The sequence below is a fragment of the Polynucleobacter sp. AP-Reno-20A-A9 genome, from assembly GCF_018882085.1.
In the GTDB taxonomy this organism is placed as follows: Bacteria; Pseudomonadota; Gammaproteobacteria; order Burkholderiales; family Burkholderiaceae; genus Polynucleobacter.
In genome coordinates, this window is record NZ_JACVPB010000001.1 from 114,006 (window position 1) to 133,303 (window position 19,298).

At 46.5% G+C, this 19,298-nt stretch carries 16 protein-coding genes; 8 read left to right on the top strand and 8 right to left on the bottom strand.

Features of this window, described 5'->3' with window-relative positions; genetic code table 11:
* Positions 1 to 11: 11 nt before the first annotated feature.
* Positions 12 to 1,046, bottom strand: coding sequence for a porphobilinogen synthase (gene hemB, locus ICN39_RS00625; protein ID WP_370623647.1), 1,035 nt, complete (start codon positions 1,044 to 1,046; stop codon positions 12 to 14).
* Positions 1,024 to 1,689 carry a ribosome biogenesis GTP-binding protein YihA/YsxC gene (gene yihA / locus ICN39_RS00630; RefSeq protein WP_216232217.1) on the bottom strand — a complete coding sequence of 222 codons (666 nt, stop codon included), beginning with the start codon at positions 1,687 to 1,689 and terminating at the stop codon, positions 1,024 to 1,026. The genes hemB and yihA overlap by 23 nt, the downstream gene beginning before the upstream one ends.
* A 114-nt stretch (positions 1,690 to 1,803) precedes the next feature.
* Between yihA and ICN39_RS00635 the strand changes: the two genes are divergently transcribed.
* The gene (locus ICN39_RS00635) at positions 1,804 to 2,529 is read left to right on the top strand and encodes a cytochrome c (RefSeq protein WP_216232218.1); all 726 of its coding nucleotides are present in this window, start codon (positions 1,804 to 1,806) and stop codon (positions 2,527 to 2,529) included.
* 96 nt (positions 2,530 to 2,625) lie between these two features.
* On the opposite strand, the gene lysA is transcribed toward ICN39_RS00635, so the two are convergent.
* Both lysA and ICN39_RS11250 read right to left on the bottom strand, forming a co-directional pair.
* Positions 2,626 to 3,924 carry a diaminopimelate decarboxylase gene (lysA, locus tag ICN39_RS00640; RefSeq protein WP_216232219.1) on the bottom strand — a complete coding sequence of 433 codons (1,299 nt, stop codon included), beginning with the start codon at positions 3,922 to 3,924 and terminating at the stop codon, positions 2,626 to 2,628.
* Positions 3,924 to 4,115 carry a lipoprotein gene (locus ICN39_RS11250; protein ID WP_216232220.1) on the bottom strand — a complete coding sequence of 64 codons (192 nt, stop codon included), beginning with the start codon at positions 4,113 to 4,115 and terminating at the stop codon, positions 3,924 to 3,926. The genes lysA and ICN39_RS11250 overlap by 1 nt, the downstream gene beginning before the upstream one ends.
* 2 nt (positions 4,116 to 4,117) lie before the next feature.
* Between ICN39_RS11250 and cyaY the strand changes: the two genes are divergently transcribed.
* Positions 4,118 to 4,540: an iron donor protein CyaY gene (cyaY, locus tag ICN39_RS00650; RefSeq protein WP_255532230.1), complete on the top strand. Its 423-nt coding sequence runs from the start codon at positions 4,118 to 4,120 to the stop codon at positions 4,538 to 4,540.
* On the opposite strand, the gene aroB is transcribed toward cyaY, so the two are convergent.
* The 4 genes from aroB to ICN39_RS00670 are packed head-to-tail and all read right to left on the bottom strand — an operon-like array spanning position 4,537 to position 7,983.
* Positions 4,537 to 5,619, bottom strand: a complete 1,083-nt coding sequence (gene aroB / locus ICN39_RS00655) for a 3-dehydroquinate synthase (RefSeq protein WP_255532242.1) — start codon at positions 5,617 to 5,619, stop codon at positions 4,537 to 4,539. The two genes, cyaY and aroB, sit on opposite strands and share 4 nt — an antisense overlap.
* A 16-nt stretch (positions 5,620 to 5,635) precedes the next feature.
* Complete coding sequence (locus ICN39_RS00660; protein WP_216232222.1) at positions 5,636 to 6,160, bottom strand: shikimate kinase; 525 nt, start codon at positions 6,158 to 6,160, stop codon at positions 5,636 to 5,638.
* A gap of 12 nt (positions 6,161 to 6,172) precedes the next feature.
* Positions 6,173 to 7,294, bottom strand: coding sequence for a secretin and TonB N-terminal domain-containing protein (locus ICN39_RS00665; RefSeq protein WP_216232223.1), 1,122 nt, complete (start codon positions 7,292 to 7,294; stop codon positions 6,173 to 6,175).
* On the bottom strand, positions 7,291 to 7,983 hold the full coding sequence (locus ICN39_RS00670; RefSeq protein WP_216232224.1) for a hypothetical protein: 693 nt from the start codon (positions 7,981 to 7,983) through the stop codon (positions 7,291 to 7,293). Before ICN39_RS00670 ends, ICN39_RS00665 begins: the two co-directional genes overlap by 4 nt.
* Before the next feature lie 141 nt (positions 7,984 to 8,124).
* On the opposite strand from ICN39_RS00670, the gene ICN39_RS00675 reads away from it, so the two are divergent.
* From ICN39_RS00675 to mlaE, 6 genes are all read left to right on the top strand, one after another.
* The gene (locus ICN39_RS00675; RefSeq protein WP_216232225.1) at positions 8,125 to 10,461 is read left to right on the top strand and encodes a penicillin-binding protein 1A; all 2,337 of its coding nucleotides are present in this window, start codon (positions 8,125 to 8,127) and stop codon (positions 10,459 to 10,461) included.
* Between the two features lie 12 nt (positions 10,462 to 10,473).
* Positions 10,474 to 11,178 carry a transposase gene (locus ICN39_RS00680; protein ID WP_216232226.1) on the top strand — a complete coding sequence of 235 codons (705 nt, stop codon included), beginning with the start codon at positions 10,474 to 10,476 and terminating at the stop codon, positions 11,176 to 11,178.
* A 194-nt stretch (positions 11,179 to 11,372) separates the two neighbouring features.
* Positions 11,373 to 16,118 carry a glutamate synthase-related protein gene (locus ICN39_RS00685; RefSeq protein ID WP_216232227.1) on the top strand — a complete coding sequence of 1,582 codons (4,746 nt, stop codon included), beginning with the start codon at positions 11,373 to 11,375 and terminating at the stop codon, positions 16,116 to 16,118.
* Positions 16,119 to 16,165: 47 nt separating this feature from the next.
* Positions 16,166 to 17,629, top strand: a complete 1,464-nt coding sequence (locus ICN39_RS00690) for a glutamate synthase subunit beta (RefSeq protein WP_216232228.1) — start codon at positions 16,166 to 16,168, stop codon at positions 17,627 to 17,629.
* Between the two features lie 10 nt (positions 17,630 to 17,639).
* Entirely contained in the window at positions 17,640 to 18,494 is an 855-nt protein-coding gene (locus tag ICN39_RS00695; protein WP_216232229.1) for an ABC transporter ATP-binding protein, read from the top strand.
* Between the two features lie 2 nt (positions 18,495 to 18,496).
* Positions 18,497 to 19,279 carry a lipid asymmetry maintenance ABC transporter permease subunit MlaE gene (mlaE, locus tag ICN39_RS00700; RefSeq protein WP_216232401.1) on the top strand — a complete coding sequence of 261 codons (783 nt, stop codon included), beginning with the start codon at positions 18,497 to 18,499 and terminating at the stop codon, positions 19,277 to 19,279.
* The last annotated feature ends 19 nt before the right edge of the window (positions 19,280 to 19,298 follow it).

Sequence of the window (19,298 nt, forward strand, 5' to 3'; positions counted from 1 at the left end):
AAATTCGTTTTTTATTTGTTTGCTGCGCTTGTTTTAAGTAAACGTGCTGCTTCGAGAGCAAAGTAAGTTAGAATCCCATCAGCACCTGCACGCTTAAATGCAAGTAGTGATTCCATCATGACAGCATCATGATCTAGCCAGCCATTCTGTGCGGCAGCTTTAAGCATCGCATATTCACCACTGACTTGGTATGCATAAGTGGGGTAATTAAACTCTTCGTGGACGCGGCGTACGATATCTAAGTAAGGCATGCCAGGCTTGACCATGACCATATCAGCACCTTCGCTGATATCGAGAGCAACTTCCCGCAAAGCCTCGTCGCCATTGGCGCAATCCATCTGATATGCTTTTTTATCGGCTTTGCCCAAGTTCTTTGCAGAACCTACTGCATCCCTAAATGGACCATAAAAAGCAGAAGCATATTTAGCTGAGTACGCCATGATGCGAGTGTGAATGAGTTTCTTTTGTTCAAGAGCTTCACGAATTTTTCCGACACGCCCGTCCATCATGTCTGATGGTGCAACGATATCGACCCCAGCTTCTGCTTGAGTGATCGCTTGTTGCACTAAGATCGCAGTCGTCTCATCATTCAGAATGCGACCTTGCTCATCGAGTACGCCATCTTGACCATGACTTGTATATGGATCAAGGGCTACATCAGTCATGATGCCCAAATTGGGGAAGCGTTTTTTGAGCTCACGAACAGCCACAGGAATGAGGCCCTTCGGATTAAAGGCTTCTTTACCATCGGGTGTTTTTAGTGCAGCATCGATTACTGGAAAAAGCGCAAGTACTGGAATGCCTAAATCTACACACTCTTGCGCAACCGGAAAGAGTAAATCCAAAGATACGCGATTGACGCCAGGCATTGATGCAACCGCTTCAGATTTGCCCTGGCCTTCAAGTAAAAACACTGGGTAGATTAAATCATTTGCAGTGACACTATTTTCTTGCATTAAGCGACGCGACCAATCATCACGACGCATGCGACGAGGACGGTGTCCTGGAAAATTAAGCAATGAGTTAGCTGGTGATTTCATTTTCATGAGTTTCTGCTTCAAATAGCCATTTAATAATTAAATTATCTGCCTCTTCAAGGCCAATCCGTTTGGTGCTTGAAAATAATTGTGCCGTAAGTTGCTTGGACTCACCATTGCCGTCAGGCAGGGCTGGGTCATATTGTTGTAATTGCTTGCGTACCGCCTCCAGCACATGCTTGCACTCACTTTTGTTTAGTTTGTCGCATTTGCTGAGTAAAACGTGAATAGGCTTGCCGGTGGGCACAAACCACTGAATCATTTGCTCGTCTAGCTCCGTGATACCTCGCCTAGAGTCCACGATCAGGATCATGCCTACCAACTGCTCCCGCTCTTGCAGATAGTCGCTTAGAAGGGCATTCCAGTGGTATTTGGTCTCGTGATTCACTGCTGCATAGCCATAGCCTGGTAAGTCGACCAAATAAGCCAGTAGATCATCTTTTGCAAAAACACCAAAATAGTTGATATGTTGGGTGCGTCCAGGCGTTTTACTAGCAAAAGCCAGCCTTTTTTGGTTGCAAAGGACATTAAGAGCGCTAGATTTGCCCGCATTTGACCGGCCTGCGAAGGCCACCTCTCTTAGCGGGGTGGCAGGCAGACAGTGGGTGTCATTAACTGTGGTGGCGAATCGGGCTTGAAAGAGTTTAGACATGTCCAGAAGCTATTGTAAAATCACGCAAAATCATGAAATATCTCATGGTGTTGGGTAAAAGGTTGTAAATGCAGGGCCCAAACACTTTTAGGAATTTTTGCCAAGGTAAACATAATGCGTCAAACCTCTCAAATCTCCAAATTAACTAGCTTAAGGGCTGGTTTTGCGGTTCTCTCTATTTTCGCTCTGATCGGCGTATCCGGTACAGTTTTTGCTGCTGATGCTGCTCCTATGGCCGCCGCTCCAGAAGCTAAAGCAGAAGTTCCAGGTAAGCCTAAGATTGATCTAGCCGCTGGTGAAGCACTGTATTCAAATGGCGATGCAACTCGTGGCGTAACCGCTTGTATCACTTGCCACGGTCCTAAAGGTCAAAGTGCTATTGCTACATGGCCAAAGCTATCCGCTCAGCATGCTGCATACCTCACAAAGCAGTTGAAAAACTTTAAAGAAGGCACTCGCGCAAATCCAATCATGATGGGTATGGCGGCCACTTTGACTCAACAAGATATGCAAAATATTTCAGCTTTTTTAGCTAAGCAGCCAATCTCCCAGGGTGTTGCTCAAGATAAAGCAACAATCGCATTAGGCCAAAGTATTTATCGCGGCGGTATTGCAGCAAAAGGCGTTCCAGCTTGTGCTGCTTGCCATAGCCCAACAGGGGCCGGTATTCCTGCTCAGTACCCACTCCTTGGCGGTCAATGGGCCGAATACAGCAACGCACAGTTGCTAGCGTTCCGCGAAGGTGTTCGTACCAATAGCAGTCAAATGACAACGATTGCTTCTAAGCTTTCGGATAAAGAAATGAAAGCGGTGGCTGATTACATCGCAGGTTTGCATTAATTAGCTAAAGCATTAAAACAAAACCCCGCTACTTCAGCGGGGTTTTTATTGCCTAAAACTTTTACAAAGTTTTAAATGCATTCCGATTCCGAATTGTTAATTTGGCAAAACTGTTTCGGAAGAAAATAAGTCAGTAGTTTTTTCACGAGCACGAATAAGGTAAGCATTTTTTCCGTCAACCATAATCTCTGCAGGTTTAGGGCGTGTGTTGTAGTTAGAAGCCATCACAAAACCATAGGCGCCTGCTGACAGAATTGCCAGTAGATCGCCTTCTTCCACTGCAAGATGACGATCTCTTCCCAGCCAGTCGCCAGATTCGCAAACAGGGCCAACGATGTCATAGGTCAGGGCAGTTGCCGCCTTCTTTTGTGCAGGCACTATTCCATGGTGCGCTTCATATAGGGCGGGGCGCATCAGTTCGGTCATTGCAGCATCAACAATACAGAAGTTCTTTTCAGCACCAGGCTTTAAATACTCTACCGTTGTAAGTAGCACCCCAGCATTGCCTACTAATGATCTGCCTGGCTCTAGTACAACGTCTAGGTGACCAAAACCACGCTCAGCCACTCGATTCAATAAGGTGTTCGTAAATTCAGTAATGTCTGGCGGAGTTTCATCGCTATAAGAAATGCCAAGGCCACCACCTAGATCAAGATGGTGAATCACAATACCCTCTTTTTTCAGTTGCGCGACAAGATCTAACACTTTATCTAACGCATCTAAGTAAGGGGCAGTGGTCGTGATTTGAGAGCCAATATGACAATCAATTCCGACTACATCTATTTGAGAAAGTTGCGATGCTTCACGATAGGTTTTTAAAACCTCGTGATAAGCGATACCAAATTTATTGCCCTTTAGGCCTGTAGAGATATAGGGGTGAGTCTGCGCATCCACATCGGGGTTGACGCGCAAAGAGATTGGGGCGCGGCAGTCTAATTCAGTAGCAACCTTATTGATCTTATGTAACTCAGCAATTGATTCAACGTTGATGCATTTGACGCCAGCCTTGAGGGCCATAGTGATTTCAGTGGCAGATTTACCTACACCGGCAAATACTAGGCTTTTTGGATCTGCGCCAATTGCTAATGCACGAGCTAACTCACCGCCACTCACTAAATCAAATCCAGCACCCAGTTTTTTAAAGCAATCAATCACCGCTAAATTGCTATTAGCTTTCATGGCATAGTGCACGCGTGCACGACGCTTGCCATTGCTATCAACGCATGCCTTGTCATAGGCTTGATAGGCTTCAGTCAATGCTTTTTTGCTATAGATATATAGCGGCGTACCAAATTCTTTTGCTAAATCTGCGAGTGGAATTTCTTCGGCATACCAGTTGCCATCGCGTTCAGTGAACCCAGATAACTTAGGAAGGGGGATTGCTTTGCTTGTCATTACTTGGCCGATGAAGAATTGCTTGGGCTAGCAGGGGTTTGAGGTGGGTATAGCTTGCCTTTAGGTTCCGGCTCTGTAGGAGGTGGCGGAACTGGTGGCACATTTGGCATATATAGCGGCCCTCTTACCCCACACCCAACAAGGGATATTAGAAGGCTAAGGCAGAGGGTTCTATTAAGAATCGCTATCATGAATGTCTCTAAAACGAATGATTGAATATAGCATGCAGGACTCCGGTATGAATCCAAATAATCCAGGCGTAGAAACTATTGATGACAAGCAGTTTTACCTGTTAGGAAGCAATTTATTGCATTCCATAGAGGTGGCATTGGAGGCTGCGGACGAAGCATTAGACCTTGACCTGGATATTGAGCGCCAAGGTGGGAATGTGATCAATATTCGTTTTAGGGATAAAAGCGTCATTGTGGTCAATACTCAACCACCTTTGCATGAGATTTGGGTCGCTGCCAAATCTGGTGGATATCACTACCGCTGGGCTGGCACGTTGGCACAACCCTTGTGGCTTGATACCAAAACAGGAAAAGAGCTATTGAGCGACTTGACTGAGTTTGCGAGTGCTCAGGCTGGTAAAGCAGTCAAGATTGGCTTAATTTAAGCTGCGCCAGTAGCGCTTAGAGTTTCAATCACTTGCGCATCCGCTACGCTTTTAATCTGGGCTTTACCAATTTTTTCTAAAACGACGTAACGGATTTGCCCACCCTCAGTTTTTTTATCAACCTGCATGAGTTCCATATAGCGCCCTGCCCCAAACTTTGGCGGGGTAATTGGCAAGTTCATCGATTGGATGATTTTGGTGAGGCGCTGGACCTCTGCGTCGCTAATGTAATTGAGCCGACGTGATAGATCTGCTCCCATAACCATGCCGCATCCGACAGCTTCGCCATGTAACCATTCGCCATAGCCCATACCTGCTTCAATTGCGTGACCAAAGGTATGACCAAAATTGAGGGTTGCACGAATACCGCCCTCTCGTTCATCTGCAGAAACCACTGCAGATTTAATTTCACAGGAACGTAAGACAGCATGACCCATTGCTTCTGTGTCGCAGGCTAGCAGCGGAGTTGCATTGGACTCAATCCAATCTAAGAATTGGGCATCAGCAATAGCACCATGCTTTACAACTTCAGCAAGGCCGGCAGACAGCTCTCTTGGAGGTAGAGTCTTTAAAGTATTGAGATCGGCAATCACCGCGGCTGGCTGATGAAAAGCGCCAATCATATTTTTACCTAGCGGATGATTGATGCCAGTTTTGCCGCCAACTGAAGAGTCCACCTGTGCAAGCAGGGTAGTGGGTACTTGGATAAAGCGAATGCCACGCATAAAGCTGGCTGCAGCAAACCCAGTCATATCGCCTATAACGCCGCCACCCAAAGCAACTAACATAGTGTGGCGATCGGCACCAAACTTTAAAAGGTCATCAAAAATCAGCTGAAGATTTTTCCAGTCTTTGTATGACTCGCCATCAGGTAGAACAATCGTTCTAACAGGCTTGCCAAAGGTGCTCAGCGTTTTAGTCAGGCGCTCAGCATAAAGGGGGGCAACCGTAGTGTTGCTAACAATGTAAATAGAGGTTGCTTTTTCACAGGCCTTAAATAAGCTTGCTTGATTAATCAGATCTGTACCAATATAAATTGGGTAACTGCGATTACCGAGATCAACTTCAAGTGTTTTCATCATAGTGCCAATGTATTTAAGCGGAAAGTTCAAGCTGCATAACTAGGGTGTTGACTAGTTGATTGACACTGGGCTTTCCAGTTTCAATAACATAGTCGGCGATTTCGCGATACAGAGGATCACGAATGGCATATAGGTTTTCTAAAATCTTTTTGGCATCACCATTTTTTAATAGGGGGCGACCTTCGCCACCTTTGGTGCGATGCCAAAGTTCAACGGGGTTTGCGTGAAGATAAATCACAGTGCCGTATTCACTTAATGCCTGACGATTTTCTGGCGAGAGAATAGCGCCTCCACCGGTCGCCAAAATAATATCTTGCTCGGCAGTAATTTCACGGATGGCTTGCACCTCTCTTTTACGAAATCCTTCTTCGCCCTCCATTTCAAAAATGACGGGGATTTTTACGCCACAGCGCTCTTCAATGACGTGGTCGGCATCCAGAAAGCGGCGCCCTAATTTTTTTGCCAAGACTTTTCCGACGGTCGACTTCCCCGCGCCCATGAGGCCGATCAGAAAGATATTGTTTGTCGAAGAGTTCACACTTCGATTTTATTAGGGTTTGTCGAGAACGGTCGGGGTTAGGAAGACCAATAACTCAGTTTTGTCTTGCAATTTGGATTTATGGCGAAAAAAATGACCAATCAGGGGTATATCTCCCAATAAAGGGATTTTGACTTCATCCTCACGTTCGGTGGTTTGGAAAATGCCGCCAATGATGACTGTCCCGCCATTTTCAACGGTGACCTCTGAACTCAGGCTTTTAGTATCAATCGCATATCCTTGCTCAGTTTTCATGCCTACAGTGTCTTTATTAATACCCACTAGCATTGAAATCTTCCCATCTGGATGGATTTTAGGTAGAACCTCTAGGCGCAGGTTTGCCTTCCTAAATTGCAATTTGCTGCCATTTTGGTTGGAGGTTTGGTACGGTAGTTCTGTACCTTGTTCAATGGTTGCCTTTACTTGGTCGCCAGTCATGATGCGAGGATTGGAAAGAATTTTCCCTTGGCCTTCGGATTCCAGTGCAGAGAGTTCTGCCTGAACAATGCGACTAGCATTTCTGGAGACTAAGGTTGCCGCTATGGTTGCTGGATTAAATCCACTCAAACCAGCGCCACCTAGATCCATGCTGCCAATCAATTTTTGATCTGTGTTGTCCCCGACACCATTGGCTTGATATCCCAGCTTGACCCCTAGCTCACGGGCAAAGCGTTCATCAGCCTCGACTATTCGTGCCTCTATGAGGATTTGTCTCGGGCTATTAATGTGGTCTCCACCAAAGGGAAGGGCGGCGTCTTCACGCCGAAATTTCTGAAAGGCTTGGATTTCTGCATGGGGCCCAATCCAGTAGATTTCTCCGTTGCGCACTAGTCGTAAACCGCGGCTGGCCAGAATGGAGTGAAGGGCTGTTTGCCAAGGGGTATTTCTCAGATCTATAGAAATCTTCCCTTTAATGGATTCGCTTAATAAAAAATTGGTATCACCCAATTTGGCCATGGTCTCTAAAAGCTCTGGTAATTCGATATCGGTAAATTGCAGGCTAATAGGGGTTAGGAAATGATTTTTTGAGGGCGCATTACCGCATGCTGGATTGCTTAATAAAAGCAGCAATACAGCCAAGCAAGAGGTGATCGATTTTAAGTAGCTCTGGGTCTCATTGAGGCTGATATTCATTCGCTTTTTGAGGTCCTCAAAATCACAGATTTGCCCTGAGGATGCGTCAGGGTAACAAGCCCTTTTTCGATATTGTTTAGGCGCCATTCCCCCAAAACCTGCGCCCCCCTCTCATAAGCAAGATGGCTTTTCCCTGTATGAAAATAGGCTTGCTGGATATTGCCCATCTGGGATGTGCCGAGATAGCGCCAGCGGCGTAGCTCGGACTCATGGGTAGGTGCTTGAGGCTTGCTGACGCCCCTTGTTTCAATCTTCCTTTCCTTTAAAGAGTGAACACTCACTTCTATTTCATCTATTGCAAAATATAGCTCATCTTGGTCCTGATGAATTTGATCACGCATTAAGGCCAGCTCCTTTCTCAATTCAGAGATCTGTTGTTGAGATGTCTCCAAGGCATCTTGGGATTGCTTATTGAGTGAGGTGTAGGCTGCAAAAAATGCGATAGCCGCTGCCAGCAAAATGCCAATAAGTGCGATTGGTAGTGCAATTCCTTGGAGTGAATTTCTGATCTGAGTGGGATTTAAGGACTCTGTAAAAGGATTGCCCCTGCTTTGGTTTGGAGCTCTAGGTGGGGTGCTTTGTTGGGGAGGAGGTTTGCGTATTCCATGGGGGTCTGGGATGGCTGGATCATCGCCAAGATCGCTCAGAATTTCATCAAAAGATTGGCTAGAAATATGGCGTGCGGGCATGCCCCTATTCTTCTGTTTTGAGTGTCGAAAATCCATCAGCCTAGCTTGAACCCAGCGTCAGAAATTGGATCTTATCTATGGGCTGAACAAGGGTTTTAGAGCTTTTAAGGAAATTGTCTAAGCACCCTATAATTTGGACATATGGCCTTACCTCCAAAAGACAAGCCGCCGCTGAATCAGCGTCCCATTCGTCCATCCGATAGACGCCCTCGGAATTCACGAGTTGAGCCTGGCTTGCCGCGCAAGACTTCCAGTAATCCACTTGTAAAGGCTTTGCTAATCATTGGCGTGGTTTTTGCTTTGGTAGTCACGCTTTTGATGGGTTATGCATTCTTGATTGCAAAGCCCAATCTTCCCAAGATCTCCGCGTTAACTGATTACAACCCTAAGACTCCTCTGCGTATCTATACGGCAGATAAAGTGTTGATTGGTGAGTTTGGCGAGGAGCGTCGCAAGGTCATTCCTTTGAATGAGATCCCGTTGAGCATGCGTAACGCTGTTTTAGCAATTGAGGATGATCGTTTTTATTCTCATGGTGGCGTGGACTACGTTGGCATTTTACGAGCAACGGTAACCAATTTGCGCGGACATCTTTCGCAAGGCGCATCCACTATTACCATGCAGGTGGCTCGGAATTTCTTCCTCAGTAATGAGAAAACCTTTAGCCGCAAAATTTATGAGGTTCTCCTGGCCTGGGAGATTGAATCTCAACTAACCAAAGACAAAATCTTAGAAATCTACATGAACCAGATTTTCTTGGGCCAAAGGGCGTTTGGATTCTCGAGTGCCGCCCAGATTTATTTTGGCAAAGAGCTCAAGGACATCACGATTGCAGAATCGGCAATGTTAGCTGGCTTACCAAAAGCGCCGTCAGCCTATAACCCTGTGAGCAATTTCCGCCGTGCCAAGATTCGTCAAGAGTACATTCTTCAGCGCATGCGCGATCTGGGTTACATCACGCCAGAAGAATATCAAAAGGCCATGATTGAAGAATTACATATTCGGGGTCTAGGTAATGAGTTTGCAGTTCGTGCTGACTTCCCGGCTGAAATGGTGCGTCAATTACTATTCACACAGTATGGCGAGGCAATCTATTCACAGGGGATCGATGTCTACACGACCATCCTGAAGGCAGATCAAGATGCGGCCTATAAAGCCGTTCGCCGCGGAATTTTTGAATACGACTTGCGTCACGCTTATCGCGGTCCAGAAGGCTTTATTGATCTTCCAGAAGACTCTGTGAAGCGCCAGCGCGCGATTGATGAAGCTTTACTTGCTTACCCACAGTTAGATGACCTGCAGTCCGGCGTTGTTCTTGAAGTAAAGCCAAAAGAAATGCAGGTGATGATTTCGACTGGTGACACCATCACTATTAAAGGTGAGGGTATGAAGTTGGCGGCTGCTTCTATTACTGATAGCACCCAACCCAAAAAACGCTTACGCCCCGGTGCTGTAGTGCGTTTACTGTCTGATGGGGGAGTTTGGAAGTTAGCTCAACTCCCACAGGTCGAGGCTGCCTTTGTGTCCATGAATGCAGAGACTGGCGCGATTCTATCTTTAGTGGGTGGCTTTGATTTCCGTCGTAACCAATTCAACCACGTGACACAAGCTTTGCGTCAGCCGGGATCCTCATTTAAACCATTTATCTATGCTGCGGCTATTGAAAAAGGCTTTACCCCAAGCACGATGGTCAACGATGCACCTCTATCGATTGGCAGCATGGAGACCGGTAGTCAGGTCTGGGAGCCAAAAAACTACGATGGTAAATACGACGGCATGATGCGCTTGCGCAATGCCTTGGCAAAATCTAAGAACTTAGTTTCGGTGCGTATTATTCGCGCCATTGGTCCTTCATATGCACAAGAATATATTCAGCGTTTCGGCTTTGAGCCAGAAAAACACCCCCCTTATTTAACAATGGCTTTGGGCGCGGGTTCTGTAACGCCGCTGCAGATGGCTTCTGCCTATAGCGTATTTGCGAATGGTGGTTATCGTGTAGATCCATTCTTGATTGACAAGATGGTGGACTCTAAAGGCACCGTCATGTTCGAAGCAAAGCCTTCGCATGCAGGCGCAGATGCACCTCGTGTATTGGATGCTCGCACTGCATTTGTAATGGATAGCATGCTGCAAGAAGTTACCAAGACGGGTACCGCAGCCTCAGCGCGCGGTAAGTTGGGGCGTAGCGACATTGCAGGTAAGACTGGCACAACGAATGATTCACATGATGCCTGGTTTGCTGGATATAACCCCAAAGTGGTTGCGATTGCATGGATTGGTTTTGATAAGCCTGCGAGTTTAGGTGATCGAGAGACTGGTGGCGGACTTGCGTTACCAATGTGGATTTCTTATATGGCGACTGCATTAAAAGATAGTCCCCAGATTTCACGCGAAGTGCCAAGTGGTGTAACGCAAGTGGATGGCGACTGGTTTATTCCGGACTTCGCGACCAATGGCGGTGTGCGCGAACTGCAATAGTTCGTTTTCAACATGGCACGGCAAGCGCGCACAGTAATACCAGGCCAAGCAATGCATGTGTTGGTTCGCGGCAATAATCGTGAAACCATTTTTTTTTCCGATGAAGATCGTCGCACTTATTTAGAGTGGTTGCGTGAAGCTGCCAGGCAGTTTGGTTGTGCTGTGCATGCGTTTGCTTTAATGCCTAACCATGTGCACTTACTCATGACCCCTCAAAGCGAAGATTCGCTTGCTAAAACAATGCAGTCTCTTGGCCGCCGTTATGCACAATATTTCAATCAACAACACCATCGCTCTGGAACCATTTGGGAGGGGCGCTATCGCTCCTCTTTGATTGACCCCGATTATTTTTTACGCTGCCAGCGTTATATAGAGCTTAATCCGGTGAGGTCTGGATATGAATCTCATCCCCAAAGTTCTACCTGGACGAGTTTTGCAACCCATATTGGGGGTAACGCAGAGCCTTGGTTGGTAGACCATCAGCATTTTTGGAGGTTGGGTAATACCCCTTTTGAGCGGCAGATGAGCTGGGCGAACTTTGTAAAAGAGGGCGCACCCCACTGGGAAGACCATCAAATCACGGAGTCTTTATTGCGCTCCAAGCCTTGGGTAAGTGATATTTATGCGAAAAAGCTGTTTAAAGATGCTCCGGAGCTTGCATTAATTCGCCATCGTGGCCGCCCTAGAAAAATTAATTCAGTAAATTCAATAGCTTAGAAAAATAATAGCTTCCCTGTGCTTTAAATAGGGTGTTGAATATCTCGACTCTGTCCCCATATATAGAATTCATATTGGTGCGACATCTAAATAAATGGGACAGACTCATTTTATTTCTATTGCATCGGTGTGGGTATTCACCTATATTTGATCCTCCAAAAGTAATTAGGCCTTTGTCGCCCCTCGGAAATACTATGACTACAAAATTAAACACATATCTTCGCCCTATCGCTCACGGTTTATATGACCCCAGTAATGAGCATGATGCTTGCGGCGTAGGATTCGTTGCACATATCAAAGGTAAGAAATCTCATGAGATCGTTTCTCAGGGTTTGCAGATTCTTGAGAATTTAGATCACCGGGGAGCGGTTGGTGCTGATCCGTTAATGGGCGATGGCGCCGGTATCTTGATTCAGATCCCAGATACTTTGTATCGCGAAGAAATGGCTAAGCAGGGTGTGACTTTGCCCCCATTAGGTGAGTATGGCGTTGGCATGATTTTCTTGCCGAAAGAGCACGCTTCACGTCTGGCATGCGAACAAGAATTAGAGCGCACAGTACGTTTAGAGGGTCAGGTAGTTTTAGGTTGGAGAGATGTTCCGGTAGATGTGAAATTGCCGATGTCTCCAACTGTACAAATGACAGAGCCATTTATTCGTCAAATTTTCATTGGTCGTGGCCGCGACATCATGACAACCGATGCGCTCGAGCGTAAGTTGTATGTGATTCGTAAAACAGCAAGTCATGCAATTCAAGATTTGCATTTGAAGCATGGCAAAGAATATTTCGTTGCATCAATGTCCGCTAGGACTATTGTTTATAAGGGTTTGCTGTTAGCGAATCAAGTCGGCGCTTATTACCAAGACTTGCAAGATAAGCGTACTGTATCTGCGCTTGCTTTGGTGCATCAGCGTTTCTCCACCAACACTTTCCCTGCTTGGGAATTGGCGCATCCGTATCGCATGATTGCGCACAATGGTGAGATCAACACTGTTAAGGGTAACGTCAATTGGGTCAATGCACGTGAGGGCGCGATTAGCTCCCCAGTACTTGGCGATGACTTACAAAAACTCTGGCCATTAATTTATCCAGGTCAGTCAGACACAGCTTGCTTTGATAACTGCTTAGAATTGCTGGTGATGTCTGGCTACCCATTAGCCCAAGCCATGATGATGATGATTCCTGAGGCATGGGAACAGCATGCATTGATGGATGACAATCGCCGTGCCTTCTACGAATATCACGCAGCAATGATGGAGCCATGGGATGGCCCTGCTGCTATGGCATTTACCGATGGTCGCCAAATTGGCGCAACCTTGGATCGCAATGGTTTGCGTCCAGCACGTTATTACGTAACCGACGATGACTTGGTCATCATGGGTTCTGAAGCTGGTGTATTGCCGATTCCTGAAAGCAAGATCGTTCAAAAATGGCGTTTGCAACCAGGCAAGATGTTCATGATCGACATGGAGCAAGGCCGCATCATTGATGACGTTGAGCTCAAAAATGCTGTTTCTAAAGCGAAGCCATATAAGAGTTGGATCGATGCAGTTCGTGTGAAGTTGGATGAAGTTGATGCCAGCAAGGCAGACTTGATTGACGAGAAAACGACTATTCGTCCAGCGGCTAAATTATTAGACCGTCAACAGGCATTTGGTTATACGCAAGAAGATATCAAATTCTTGATGGCTCCAATGGCCATGAATGGTGAAGAGGCTATTGGTTCAATGGGTAATGACAGCCCATTGGCTGTACTTTCCAACAAGGACAAGCCTCTCTATAACTACTTCAAGCAATTATTTGCGCAGGTAACTAATCCTCCAATCGACTCGATTCGCGAGAATATGGTGATGTCTTTGGTTTCTTTCATTGGGCCTAAGCCTAATTTGTTGGACACCAATAACATCAACCCTCCAATGCGCTTGGAAGTTAGTCAGCCAATTTTGGATTTTGATGACATCACCAAGATTCGCCACATTGGCCACTACACCAACGGCAAGTTCCGTTCTTACGAATTGGATATTTGTTATCCAGCCTCATGGGGCAAAGCTGGCATTGAAGCTCGCTTAGCTTCTTTGTGCGCAGAAGCTGCAGATGCCGTACGTTCTGGCTACAACATTTTGATCGTGAGTGATCGTCAGGTTGACGAGAACCATGTCGCAATTCCGGCTTTGTTAGCAACTTCTGCTATTCATCAGCATTTGGTGCAAAAAGGTTTACGTACCAGCGTTGGTTTAGTAGTTGAAACTGGTAGCGCACGTGAGACTCATCACTTTGCGCTCTTGGCTGGTTATGGTGCAGAAGCTATTCATCCATACCTTGCTATGGAAACCTTGGCTGAAATGGCTAAGGGATTGTCTGGTGACTTATCTGCTGAAAAAGCAGTGAAGAACTTTGTAAAAGCGGTCGGTAAGGGTCTGCAAAAAGTTATGTCCAAAATGGGCATCTCTACTTATATGTCTTACACCGGCTCACAGATTTTTGAAGCGATTGGTTTAAATCACGACATCATCGATCAATACTTCAAGGGCACCCCATCCAATGTTGGTGGTATTGGTGTGTTTGAAGTGGCTGAAGAAGCATTGCGTATGCATACAGCCGCATTTGGTAATGACCCAGTCTTGACCAACATGCTTGATGCTGGTGGCGAATATGCTTTCCGTATTCGTGGCGAGAACCATATGTGGACTCCAGATACGATTGCTAAGTTGCAACACTCCACACGAATTGGTGCTGAGAAGGGCTATCAGACTTATAAAGAGTATGCCAACATCATCAATGATCAAACCAAGCGTCAAATGACTTTGCGTGGATTGTTTGAATTCAAGCTCGATCCAGCAAAAGCGATTCCATTGGATGAAGTGGAGTCTGCAAAAGAAATCGTTAAACGTTTTGCAACGGGCGCGATGTCTTTGGGCTCGATCTCAACAGAAGCCCATGCTACTTTGGCCATTGCTATGAACCGTATCGGCGGCAAGTCCAATACAGGTGAGGGCGGTGAAGATCCAAATCGTTATGTGAACGAGCTCAAGGGCATTCCAATCAAGAAGGGCGAGACATTAGCTAGCATCTTGGGTAGCGATGTGGTTGAAGCCAATATTCCATTATTGGATGGCGACTCATTGCGCTCCAAAATTAAGCAGGTTGCTTCTGGTCGTTTTGGCGTGACTACAGAGTACTTACGTTCTGCCGATCAGATTCAGATCAAGATGGCCCAAGGCGCTAAGCCTGGTGAAGGCGGTCAATTGCCTGGCGGCAAGGTTTCCGATTACATCGGTAAGTTGCGTTTCTCTGTGCCTGGCGTTGGTTTGATTTCTCCTCCTCCGCACCATGACATTTATTCGATTGAAGATATTGCTCAATTGATTCATGACTTGAAGAACGTTAATCCAAAGGCTGACGTTTCTGTGAAGTTGGTATCTGAAGTAGGTGTTGGAACTATTGCCGCTGGTGTGGCAAAAGCTAAAGCAGACCACGTTGTGATCGCTGGTCATGATGGCGGTACTGGCGCATCTCCACTGTCTTCAATCAAGCACGCTGGCTCCCCATGGGAACTCGGCTTAGCTGAAACACAGCAAACATTGGTTCTCAATGGTTTGCGCAGCCGTATTCGCGTTCAGGCTGATGGTCAGATGAAAACGGGTCGTGACGTAGTGATCGGCGCTTTGTTAGGCGCAGATGAGTTTGGTTTTGCGACAGCGCCGTTGGTGGTTGAGGGTTGCATCATGATGCGTAAGTGTCATCTCAATACCTGTCCAGTTGGCGTTGCAACTCAGGATCCAGAATTGCGTAAGAAATTCTCAGGCAAGCCTGAGCATGTGGTGAACTTCTTCTTCTTTATCGCTGAAGAAGCACGCGAGATCATGGCGCAACTCGGCATTCGCAAGTTTGATGACTTAATTGGTCGCGTTGATTTGTTAGATACCCGTAAAGGCATTGAAAACTGGAAAGTGCACGGCTTGGATTTCAGCAAGATATTTGCTGAACCACAAGTTGCTGCTGAAGTTCCGCGTTACCAAGTGTTAACTCAAGATCACGGCCTAGCTAGTGCGCTTGACAACATCTTGATCGAGAAGAGTGAGCCTGCATTAGAGCGTGGCGAGAAAGTTTCCTTCATTGTTCCGGTGAAGAACGTGAACCGTACCGTAGGCGCAATGCTCTCTGGAGAAGTTGCGCAGCGTTATGGTCACGCAGGTTTGCCGGATGACACGATTCACATTCAATTGAATGGCACAGCTGGTCAAAGTTTTGCAGCCTTCTTGTCACAGGGCATCACATTAGACTTAGTTGGCGACGGCAATGACTATGTTGGCAAAGGTTTATCAGGCGGACGAGTAATTGTTCGTGCGCCTCATGAGTTCCGTGGCGATACCGCTAAGAACATCATCGTTGGCAATACTGTTCTTTATGGCGCAATTGCTGGTGAAGCCTTCTTTAATGGCGTAGCTGGTGAGCGTTTTGCAGTTCGTAACTCTGGCGCTACAACGGTTGTTGAGGGCACTGGTGACCATGGTTGTGAGTACATGACTGGTGGAACAGTGGTTGTTTTGGGTGCGACAGGTCGTAACTTTGCTGCAGGTATGAGCGGTGGTATTGCTTACGTTTACGACGAGGATGGGTTGTTCGATAAGCGTTGCAACACCAGCATGGCAACACTAGAAAAAGTGCTGCCTTCTGCTGAGCAGATCGCCAAGATGCCAAAGTCGGAATGGCATGCTCCTATCGATGTAAAAGATGGCGGTGAGCGTTTGACGGACGAGCAAATTTTGAAGGGTTTGATTGAGCGTCATTTCCGTCACACTGGCTCTGAGCGTGCTAAAGCACTATTAGCTGATTGGGAAAATGCGCGTGGTCGCTTTGTGAAGGTTCTCCCAACTGAGTACAAGCGTGCTCTCGGTGAATTGTGGGAAAAAGCTCAGAGCAAAACTGTTGCGGCGTAAGCCACTTAATTAATAAAGACATTAAGAAAAGATACTAAGGATTCGATATGGGTAAGGTCACTGGATTTATGGAGTTTGAGCGTGTCGGTGAGACGTACGAAGCGCCGGTTAAACGCCTCCATCATTACAAAGAGTTTGTTGCTGCTTTAACTGATGAAGAAGCTAAGGTTCAGGGTGCGCGTTGTATGGATTGCGGTATTCCGTTCTGTAATAACGGCTGCCCAGTCAACAACATTATTCCTGACTTCAATGACTTGGTATTTCATAATGATTGGAAGAACGCATTAGATGTTTTGCAATCAACCAATAACTTCCCAGAATTCACAGGTCGCATTTGCCCTGCACCTTGCGAGGCTGCTTGTACTTTAGGAATCAATAGCACTGCGGTTGGTATCAAATCTATTGAGCACGCCATTATTGATAAAGGCTGGGAAAATGGTTGGGTTAAACCGCAACCATCTAAAACAAAGACTGGTAAAAAAATCGCAGTAGTTGGTGGCGGCCCAGCGGGTATGGCGGCTGCACAACAATTGGCTCGCGTTGGTCATGATGTAACTGTATTTGAAAAGAATGATCGTGTTGGCGGCTTACTGCGTTACGGAATTCCTGATTTCAAGATGGAAAAATGGTTGATTGATCGCCGCGTAGAGCAGATGCAGGCTGAAGGCGTTAAATTTGAGACCGGTGTTTTCGTTGGTAAAGAGGCGATTGGTGCCGAAGTAAAAAACTACTCTAATAAGACAGTTTCTCCTGAGCAGTTGATGAAAGACTTTGATGCGGTAGTGATCACCGGTGGTGCAGAGCAGCCACGTGATTTGCCAGTTCCAGGTCGTGAGTTGGCTGGCGTGCACTATGCATTGGAATTCTTGATTCCACAAAACAAGGAAAATGCTGGTGATTTCAAAAATGAAATTCGCGCAACAGATAAGAATGTAGTTGTTATTGGCGGTGGTGATACAGGTTCAGATTGCGTTGGAACATCAAATCGTCATGGCGCAACAAAGGTTACTCAGTTTGAATTACTCCCCCAACCTCCAGAGGTCGAGAACACGCCTTTGGTGTGGCCATATTGGCCAACGAAATTACGCACTTCTTCCTCTCATGAAGAGGGTTGTGATCGCGACTGGTCTGTTGGTACTAAGCGTTTTGAAGGCAAAAACGGCAAAGTTGAGAAGCTGATTGGTGTTCGTCTGGAGTGGAAAGACGGCAAGATGGCAGAAGTGCCAAACTCAGAATTCGAAATTAAGGCAGATTTAGTACTTTTGGCTATGGGTTTTGTATCCCCAGTTCAGCAGGTATTGAACGCGTTTGGCGTTGAGAAAGATGCTCGCGGTAATGCAAAAGCAACTGTAGATGGTCAAAATGCCTACCAAACGAACGTTCCTAAGGTATTTGCTGCTGGCGATATGCGTCGGGGACAATCTTTGGTGGTTTGGGCAATTCGTGAGGGTCGTCAATGCGCCCAAGCAGTAGACCAGTATTTAATGGGGTCATCTGTTTTACCCCGATAATATCGGGGATATGAACAGTAGCCAGCCAAACTCATTGGATGTAAGTAAGCAAGCTGCAGATGAAGTTGTCGTCTCTATTAAAGACGTCAACTTTTCCTATGCTCCAGGTGAGCGGCAGATTCTGTCTGGACTCAACATGGAGTTTCGACGCGGCCAGGTAGTGGCTGTGATGGGCGGCTCCGGATGTGGCAAGACCACAATCCTTCGTTTGATCGGTGGGCAATTTAATGCTCAATCAGGTCAGGTTCTATTTGAAGGTCAAGACATTGGCAAGATGAATGGTGCCAAGTTGATGGCTGCCCGTCGTCGCATGGGAATGCTTTTTCAGTTTGGCGCTTTATTTACCGACCTGAGTGTTTTTGAAAACGTTGCTTTTCCACTTCGCGAACATACAGATCTCAGTGAAGAACTCTTGCACTCCTTAGTGCTCATGAAGTTGAATGCAGTAGGTTTGCGCGGTGCGAGAGACTTAATGCCTTCACAAATTTCTGGTGGTATGGCAAGGCGGGTTGCCCTCGCTAGAGCAATTGCTTTAGATCCACCGCTCATCATGTATGACGAGCCATTTGCTGGCCTGGACCCTATTTCTCTTGGTATTACAGCGCGCCTAATTCGCGATCTGAATAACGCCCTGGGAGCCACGAGTTTATTGGTTACGCACGATGTTGAAGAAACTTTTGCCATTGCTGATTATGTGTATTTCATAGCGAATGGCCGCATTGGTGCAGAAGGAACTCCTGAGGAATTGAGTCGCTCAACAGATCCTTTTGTCAGACAATTTTTAGATGCAGCGCCAGATGGCCCTGTACCCTTTCATTACCCAGGAAAAAGTTTAGAAGAAGATTTTGGAGTGAGCATCTCATGACCATGCTTCTGAATTTATTAGGCGATCTTGGATTCTTTGTGCGTCGCAATTTAAGCAGCCTTGGTTTGGCTGCTCGCATGTTTGCGGCAGTGATCGTGCGCTCAGGATTCTTGCTCAAAAGACCGCGTTTGGTGATTGATCAAATTCTGTTTGTGGGCAATCATTCTTTTGTGATCATTGCAGTCTCAGGATTATTTGTTGGCTTCGTTTTGGGTTTGCAGGGTTACTACACCTTAAATCGTTATGGCTCAGAACAAGCGCTTGGCCTATTGGTTGCCCTCTCGTTAACTCGTGAGTTGGGCCCCGTGATTACCGCTTTATTGTTTGCCGGTAGAGCTGGCACTTCCTTAACTGCGGAGATTGGCCTGATGAAGGCTGGCGAACAATTAACTGCTATGGAAATGATGGCAGTTGATCCCTTGGGCCGTGTGATTGCGCCACGACTTTGGGCCGGCATTATTTCCATGCCAATCTTGGCAACTATTTTTACAGCGGTCGGTATTCTTGGGGGCTACCTTGTTGGTGTGCCTTTGATTGGAGTCGACTCCGGAGCCTTCTGGTCGCAGATGCAGGGCGGAGTTGATCTGTTTTCGGATATTGGTAACGGCTTAATTAAAAGCATGGTGTTTGGTGTAGCAGTTACTTTTATTGCCCTTTACCAGGGCTATGAATCCAAGCCTACACCTGAAGGCGTTTCGCAAGCCACAACTCGTACAGTAGTGATCTCATCTTTATCGGTTTTAGCATTAGATTTCTTGCTAACCGCAATGATGTTCTCAAATTAGAAAGAATAAACTGGGGCTC